General features: G+C 73.0%; 6 protein-coding genes and 1 pseudogene. 5 read left to right on the forward strand and 2 right to left on the reverse strand.

The features are described from left to right. A partial coding sequence (locus STRIP9103_RS23235) for a PaaX family transcriptional regulator (protein ID WP_048820817.1) occupies positions 1-840 on the forward strand: 840 nt, incomplete at its 5' end. 51 nt (positions 841-891) lie between these two features. Here STRIP9103_RS23235 and STRIP9103_RS23240 read toward each other — a convergent pair. Continuing rightward, positions 892-2,133, reverse strand: coding sequence for a DUF418 domain-containing protein (locus tag STRIP9103_RS23240; protein ID WP_048820818.1), 1,242 nt, complete (start codon positions 2,131-2,133; stop codon positions 892-894). Between the two features lie 362 nt (positions 2,134-2,495). Here STRIP9103_RS23240 and STRIP9103_RS23245 point away from each other — a divergent pair, with 362 nt between their 5' ends. The 4 genes from STRIP9103_RS23245 to STRIP9103_RS23260 all read left to right on the forward strand — a co-directional run bounded on the left by STRIP9103_RS23245 (position 2,496) and on the right by STRIP9103_RS23260 (position 7,014). Continuing rightward, the gene (locus STRIP9103_RS23245; RefSeq protein WP_048820819.1) at positions 2,496-3,164 is read left to right on the forward strand and encodes a response regulator; all 669 of its coding nucleotides are present in this window, start codon (positions 2,496-2,498) and stop codon (positions 3,162-3,164) included. Between the two features lie 86 nt (positions 3,165-3,250). Then, positions 3,251-4,348: a sensor histidine kinase gene (locus STRIP9103_RS23250; RefSeq protein ID WP_009320436.1), complete on the forward strand. Its 1,098-nt coding sequence runs from the start codon at positions 3,251-3,253 to the stop codon at positions 4,346-4,348. Between the two features lie 133 nt (positions 4,349-4,481). Beyond that, positions 4,482-6,260, forward strand: coding sequence for a serine/threonine-protein kinase (locus tag STRIP9103_RS23255; protein ID WP_009320444.1), 1,779 nt, complete (start codon positions 4,482-4,484; stop codon positions 6,258-6,260). 73 nt (positions 6,261-6,333) lie between these two features. Continuing rightward, entirely contained in the window at positions 6,334-7,014 is a 681-nt protein-coding gene (locus STRIP9103_RS23260) for a Pr6Pr family membrane protein (protein WP_009320447.1), read from the forward strand. A 28-nt stretch (positions 7,015-7,042) separates the two neighbouring features. Here STRIP9103_RS23260 and STRIP9103_RS23265 read toward each other — a convergent pair. Beyond that, a pseudogene (locus STRIP9103_RS23265) lies at positions 7,043-8,048 on the reverse strand (hypothetical protein); the annotation flags it as partial.

Consider the following 8,048-nt stretch of genomic DNA (forward strand, 5'->3'; position numbering starts at 1 on the left):
GACACCCCGGACGGCCCGACGCCGCGCCCGCAATCGCTCATGCTCACCTTCTTCGGCAACCATGTGCTGGAGGAGGACGACAGCGACCTGTGCGTCTACTCCGGCAGCATCATCGACGTGCTCGGCCGCGTCGGTGTCGGTGAACAGGCCGTACGCTCCACGCTGACCCGCATGGTCAACCGCGGTCTGCTGCGGCGCCAACGGGAGGGCCGCAAGATGTACTTCGGCCTGACCCCGCAGGCGACGCGCGTCCTGTCCGACGGTCGCACCCGCATCTGGCGGCAGGGCGCCGTCAACGACGACTGGGACGGCACCTGGACGCTGCTCGGCTTCTCCCTCCCCGACTCCTGGAAGCGTCAGCGCCACGATCTGCGCTCACGGCTCACCTGGTCCGGATTCGGCGCGCTGTACAGCGGGCTGTGGATCGCCCCCGGGGACGTCGACGTCGCCGGCGTCGTCGCGGAGCTGGGGCTCAGCGACCACGTCAAGATCTTCCACGCCCGGGCGGACACGACCACCGACATCGAGCTGATGATCGGCGACACCTGGGACCTGGAGAGCATCGCCGCCCGCTATGTCACCTTCGACAAGCGGTGGACCGCGCTCCTCGGCACCGGAGCCGGGGACAACCCGATCGGCACCGGGCTGCTGCTGGTCAGCGAATGGCTCTCGATCATCCGTACCGACCCCAGACTCCCCGCCCGGCACCTTCCGCCCGCCTGGCCTGCCCGTCCCGCCCAGGACACCTTCCGCCGCGTCGCCGAACAGACCACGGAGCCCGCGCGTCGTATGGCCCGCGAACTGCTGGACACGGTTCCGTCGGCCGCCGGGACGGACTGATCACCGGAGTCGTCGACAACCGTTGCCGCGTGTCGGGGCGGCGGGGCGTGGTCAGCGGACCCACTCCGCGGGCTTGGTGGCCTTGCCCAGCAGCCACTCCAGCGGGCCACGTCGGAAGAAGCGGGACCAGAGCGTCGCGAACACGGTCACGGCGACGAGGAAGCCGAGCAGTACGTGCAGCGGGGAACCGGGCAGTTCCTCGATGCCGAGGAGGTCGATACCGACGGCATGGAGGACGTACGCCGTCAGGGACATCGACCCGACCGCGACGACCGGACGGGCGAGACGGTGGAAGCGCGGGAACGCGTCCACGGCGGCGAGGCAGACGACCAGGACCATGACGGCGACACCTGTGTTGCCCACGATCGACAGGGTCGTCTCGCTGTGCGGTGAGGCCACCAGCAGCGCGTAGCGGGTGTCGCCGCTCGGGTAGCCCCAGATGTCCGACCACCAGGCCGACGCCGCCGAGCCACCGTCGTCCCAGCCGGACTCGCCGACGGCCGCGATGGCGCCGGGGACCAGACGCAGGGCCAGCCAGGAACCGCCGTAGCCGAGCACGGCGAGAGCGGCGCCGGTGAGCGCGAGGCGTACGCGTACGGCGGTGGCGGTCAGGTCCAGGCGGGCCACCGCCATGCCGGCCACGACGAACGGGATCCAGGTCAGGGCCGGGTAGCTGCCGGTGAAGAGGAGCGAGACGATGCCGTCGGCGTCCTCGGGCCAGGTCCAGACGCCGCCGGGCTCGCTGGTGTCGAGCAGCCGCAGGACGACGTACAGGATCTGCGGCAGGACCAGCGCGCTCGCCCCGGCGATGAGCGCCAGCGGGCGGGCGCCCAGCCGGTACAGGGGCAGGACCAGCAGGAAGTACAGGCCGTAGAAGGCGAGGATCACCTCGACCGGGGTGCCGGTGAGGGTGAGCGCGGTACCCACGACGAGCAGGACGACCGCCCGGATCACCACCTTGACGACGGCCTGCCGGCCCGCCCGGCCGGTCTTCGGAGCGCTGCGGCCGGTGATCAGGACGATCGAGAAGCCGACGAGGAAGGCGAAGAGCGCGGAGGCCCGGCCGTGCGTCAGCTCCATGAGGAACCCGATCGTCCCGCCCTCGGAGGGGTCCGGGCCGACATGAGCCGCGTACATCCCGAACACGGCGAGCCCTCGGGCCAGGTCCACGCCTATCAGGCGGGGGGTGGAGGGAGCAGTGCCGTGGGGGGTGCGCGTCGGGGCCGGGGTCGGGGTCGGTGCCGGGGGCGACGGCAGGGCCCCGAGCGCCGTTTCGTCTGTGTTCTTGGGCATGTGTCCAGGCTGGAGAGCGGCCCCGGCCGGGAGTATCCGGCAAGTGTCCGCTCCGCCCCCGCCACCCGGCGGGGCGCACGCCGGGTGGCGGGGGGGGGCGGACCCTCCCGGCCCCTGCGCCGGCGCACGCCGTCGGCCGCCGCCCGGTCCCGCCCCACCCCCCGTGCGGCTGGACCCCTCCCCCCGATCGGCGGGAGTGTCCCGATCGGCCGTTTCACGGAGGTTTTCCGTCCTACGGTCGGGGTGGTGGGAATCGGCGGCGGGCGGCGCGGCGACGTATACGCGGTGGGAATCGACCGCGATGTGCGGCCGAAGACATATGTGCGCGGGGACGGCGGGGCGGGACGGGCGTGATCAGGGTGATGGTGGTCGACGACGAGGCCCTGGTGCGGTCCGGCTTCAAGCTGATCCTGAGCGCGGCCGACGACATCGAGGTCGTCGCGACCACGACGGGCGCGGCGGCGGTCGACACCGTGCGGCGGGAGCGGCCCGACGTGGTGCTGCTGGACATCCGGATGCCGGACGTGGACGGGCTGACGGTGCTGCGGGAGCTGCGCGCGCTGCCGGAGCCGCCGGTCGTGGCGATGCTGACGACGTTCGACGCCGACGAGTACATCCTGACCGTACTGCGTTCGGGCGCCGCCGGCTTTCTGCTCAAGGACACCGGGCCGGATCAACTGGCCCAGCTGGTACGGACGTTGATGGCGGGCGCAGTGGTGATGTCACCGAAGGCGAGCCGTGCCGTCCGGCAGAGCCACCCCGGCGCGGGCCCGGCGGTCGACGACGTCGAGGCCGCGAGGGTGGGGCGGCTCACCGAGCGGGAGCGCGACGTGCTGGTCCTGATCGCGGAGGGGCTGTCCAACGCCGACATCGGTGCCCGTGTCCATCTCAGCGCGGGCACGGTGAAGGACCACGTCAGCGCGATCCTCACCAAGCTGCGAGTGGGCGGCCGAGTCCAGGCCGCGCTGCTCGCCCAGCGAACGGGACTGCTCGACGACCGGCCACGCCGCACCTCGGGAACCGACCGATGACCCCACGCGAAGCCCCCGCCGGCAGCCGGCCGACGATCGGCCCACCCGGCGCACCCCGAACACCCGGCGCACCCTGGTGGGCACGCGTGTCGGACCCGGTCGTCGACGCCGTCGTCGTGGTGATCGCGGTCGCGGATCTCGTGCTCAACCTGGGGGGCGCCTCCCCCGTCGCGACGGCGATCGCCGGGGCGGGCTGTGCCGTGCTCGCGGTCCGCAGACGCTTCCCGTCGGCGGTCTTCGCCTGTACGATCCCGGCCGCGCTGATGCTGGACATCGTGTTCGCCCCGTTCGCGGCCCTGTTCACGCTGGCCGAGCGGTCCCGCGACCGGCGGCTGCTCGGCGTGTGCGCGGTGCTGTTCGCCGGTGCCTCCGCCACCCCGTGGCCGTTGCACGACATCACCCCGCACGACCGCACCTGGACCGTGGTCTACTTCTTCTACACGCTCGCCACGGCCGCCGCGCCCGTTCTGCTCGGCCAACTCATCCAGGCCAGAGGGGACTTGGCCCGGCGGCTCATCGAGATCGAGGAGGCCCGCGAACACGAACGGCTGCTGCACTCCCAGGCCGTCCTCGCCCGCGAACGCGCCCAACTGGCCCGCGAGATGCACGACGTCGTCTCGCACCAGGTCAGCCTGATCGCCGTCCAGGCCGGCGCGCTCCAAGTCGCCGCCAAGGACCCGGACTTCAAGGAGGGCGCCCGTACGATCCGCTCGCTCAGCGTCGACACCCTCGACGAACTGCGCCACATGGTCACCCTGCTCAGGGCCTCCGGCGGCCGGGCCACGGAACTCACCCCACAGCCCACCCTCGCCGATCTCCACACCCTCGTGACCACCAGCGGCATCGACACGAACCTCACCGGCGAACTCCCGCCGGACGTCGGCACCCCCGCACAGCGCGCCGTCTACCGCACCGTGCAGGAAGCCCTCACCAACGTCCGCAAACACGCCCCGGGCGCCACCGCGACCGTACGGCTCTGGCGTGCCGACGACGCCACCGCTTTCGGCGTCACCATCACGAACACACCCCCCACCCGTCCCTCCCTCCCCCTCCCCGGCTCCCGCCAGGGCCTGATCGGTCTCAAGGAGCGCGCGGAACTCCTGGGCGGCACCTTCGCATCCGGCCCCACCCCGGCGGGCGGCTACGAGGCGACCCTGCGCATCCCCACCGATCACACGGACTGAGGCCCCGCAGGGGCCGACCGGGCCGGCCGAGCTCTGCCGTCAGCCGCCAGGACCAGGTACCCCCATGGCTCTGTCCGGAGGCCGGTTATTGTGGCCAGGCGAATCGAACGTATGCAGGGCTGGCGGAGGGCCCGTGGTGTCGGACGTAGGGCGGCTCGTCGCCGGGCGTTACCGGCTCACGGAGCAGATCGGCCGTGGTGGCATGGGCACGGTGTGGCGGGCGGAGGACGAGGTCCTCGGCCGCCAGGTCGCGCTCAAGCGGCTGCACATACAGCCGCATCTCTCCCCCGACGACCTCGCCACGCTGTACGAACGCACCCGCCGCGAGGCCCGCAGCGCCGCCCGTGTCGCCCACCCCAACGTGATCGTCGTCCATGACGTCGTGGACGACACGGACGACAGTGGGGCGGGCGGAAGCGGCGCGACCGCGGAGAGCGGGCGGAACGGCGACGGACAGCCCTGCATCGTCATGGAGTACGTCCCGGCGCCCACGCTCGCCGATCTCCTCACGGACGGCAGGACCCTCCCACCCCACGAGGCGGCCCGTATCGGTCTGGGCATGGTCGCCGCGCTGCGCGCCGCCCACGCCGCCGGCGTACTGCACCGCGACGTCAAGCCCGGCAACGTCCTGCTGGGCGCGGAGGGCCGGGTCGTCCTCACCGACTTCGGCATCGCGATGACGGCCGACGCCTCGACCCTGACCAAGACCGGCGAGATGGTCGGTTCCATCCACTACATGGCCCCGGAGCGGATACGCGGCCAGAAGCCCGGCCCCGCCTCCGACCTGTGGGCCCTGGGCGCCACGCTGTACCAGGCCGTGGAGGGGCGCCCGCCGTTCCGCCGGCTCACCGCGATGGAGGCCGCGTACGCCATCGCCGTCGACCCCCTGGAGCCCCTGAAGCAGGGCGGCGTCCTGGAACCCCTCATCGAGGCCCTCCTCGCCAAGGACCCCGCCGACCGCCCCACCGCCGAGCAGACGGAACGGGCACTGCGGGCCGTGCTGTCCGGTGCGGCGACGGTCGCACTGCCGAAGCCGGGCGCCGGAGGCACGTCCGGCGAGGGCCCGTCCGGCAGCGATGGGTCCAGCAGGGCTACGTCCGGAACCGGCCAGGAAGCCGCCCACAGAAGCGACCGGGAGGCCGGCCAGGAGGTCGGCCAGGAAACCGGCACCGACAGTGGTCGGGCCCCCGGCCAGGACACCCGCCGGGGAGGCGTCCCCACCGGCCCGGACCCGGACGACGGCAGCCCCTCCCACCGAGACCGCCGAGGTCAGGGACAGGGCAGCGGCCGGAGCCGGCGCCGCAGCCGCGTCCTGCTGCCCGCCGCCGCCGTGACCGTCGTCACCACGCTCGTCGGGGCCGTGCTCTACACCACGGCGAACTCGGATGACGAGACCACGGCGAACCGGGATGGCGGGGCCACACCGAAGGGCGGCGCCACCCCCGCGTACTCCCCCTCCCCCGTCCCGGACGGCTACCGTCTCGTCACGGAGAAGAGCCTCGGCGTCTCCTTCCCCGTCCCGGACGGCTGGAAGCTCGATACGCGGTCGTCCGAGCAGGTCATCTACGAGGACGAGACCGGCCGGGTCGGCATCACCATCGGCATGGTCGACCCCGCCGGCTCGCACCCCATGGCCCACTTCAAGGACATCGAGGCGAACACCAAGGCCAACTATCCGGGGACGTACCGGAAGCTGCGCATGCAGAAGACCACCTTCCGCGGGCAGCCGGCCGCCGTCTGGGAGTTCACCTTCAAGGGCCGGGCACGGGTCTTCCGTGCCATCGACCTCGGTTACGGCCGAGCGGGCGAACGGGAGTACGACATCTACCTCTCGGCCCCGGAAGACGACTGGGACACCTACCGCCCCGTCTTCGACAGGGTCAGGGACGGCTTCATCACCAACGGCTCCTGAGCGGTCCCGAGGACACCGCCCTCGTAGGAACCAATGCGGGCCGGAAGCCGGAACCTCCCCTACCTCTGGGCCCATGACACCCGCCCACGCGCGACCCCAGCCCCCGCCCCCGCCGCTCCCCCTCTCCCTGTCCCGCCTCGCCCTCGGCCTGCTGCTCGCCGTGGCCCTCGGCTTCGCGGCGGACCGCACCGCCGCGTCGACGACCGGGATCGCGGACTTCTTCAGCTACTTCACCACCCTGAGCGGCATGGCCGCCTGCGTGGTCCTGCTGGCCGGGGGCTGGGCGGGGGTGTGGGGAAGGGCCGGCGTGCCGGACGCGGTGCGTGGGGCGGTCGTGCTGTACATGACGATCACCGGGTTCGTGTACGGCCTGATCCTCACGGAGTCCCACGACACCCTGATGCCGGCTTGGGCCCACCACGTGCTGCACCAGGTGGCGCCGGTCGCGCTCATCGCCGACTGGCTCGCCGACCCGCCACGTCACCGCATCCGCTACCCGCGGGCCGTGTACTGGCTGGTCCCCCCGATCGTCTACGTCGGCTACGCCCTGATCCGGGGCGCCGTGACCGACTGGTACCCGTACCCGTTCCTCGACCCGGACCAGGGCGTCGGCGGCTACGGCCGGGTCATCCCGGCCTGTCTGCTGCTGCTGGTGCTGTTCGTCGCGGTGGGCGCGCTCGTGGTGCCGGCCGGCAACGCCCTCAGGGCCCGCCGCGACGCCGAGGACGTCGACGACCGCCCCCGCGGCGGCTGAAGCGTGTCCGGGCCCCCGCCCCGCCCGGTCACCTCCGGCCCCCGGCGCCCGCCGCTTCGCGCCCCATGGGCGCCACATGCAGTCGGAACCCGGCGACATGGTGGGCGGGCCAGTCCCGGGCGAACTCGGGTGGGCCGCCGTCCGGTGCCACGAGGACGGCCACCGGGATGCGCTCGGCGGTTCCGAGGATGCCCTCGCGGGTGGTGTTGGCGTTGTTGCCGTGGGTGTGGGCGGAGGCGCAGCCGATGTGGAAGGCGATGGGGATGGCGTAGTCACCGGTGAGCAGGCAGGGCGGTCGTACACCCAGCCGCCGCAGTTCGGCGGCGGCGCGGTGCCAGTCACGACGGGTCGCGGTGGTGCGTTCGACGGTGGCCGCCAGCACCGTGTACTGCACCGCGAGATGCCCGGCGAGGCCGAGCGCCACGAGCGTCCCGGCCACCGGCCGCCAGGCTCCACCCGGCACGGTGACGAGCCCCAGCAGCGCGTCCGCGACCGGGATCGCGAGCAGGGCGTACGCCGGGAGCAGGAAGCGGGGTGCGGCGTATCCGATGAGGAACAGGTAGGGGATGGCGGCCGTGAGGGCGCAGGCCAGGAGCACCACTGTGGGCGTCGCACGCCCCGCCCTGAGCGCCACGGCCAGCCCGAGGGCGGCGAGCACCGGCAGGACGAACCACCACGCGACGACCACGACATGCGGCAGATCACCGGTGCAGGGACGGCACAGGGTGCGCCCCGCCAGGCTGCGCAGCTGGTCGTCGACGGCGATGTTCCAGCCCAGCCCGCCCTGGATCCGCGAGGCGTCGGCCAGTCGTCGGGCCGGCCCCCCGTACCGGGCGTACGACTCGACGACCCACGCCCCCGCCCCGGTGCCGCCGCCGGCCGCCATCGCCGGCAGCAGCCGGGGCCGCCACCATCGCCGTACGCCCACCAGCAGCACGAACAGCGGAAGGGTCACCCATACGGTGTCGGTGGGCCGTATCCACGCCATCAGCGCGGTACCGGCCGCCGCGCCCCACAGCGCCGCCCGGTCGCCG

Origin of the sequence: Streptomyces ipomoeae 91-03, from assembly GCF_000317595.1 — a bacterium.
GTDB lineage: Bacteria > Actinomycetota > Actinomycetes > Streptomycetales > Streptomycetaceae > Streptomyces > Streptomyces ipomoeae.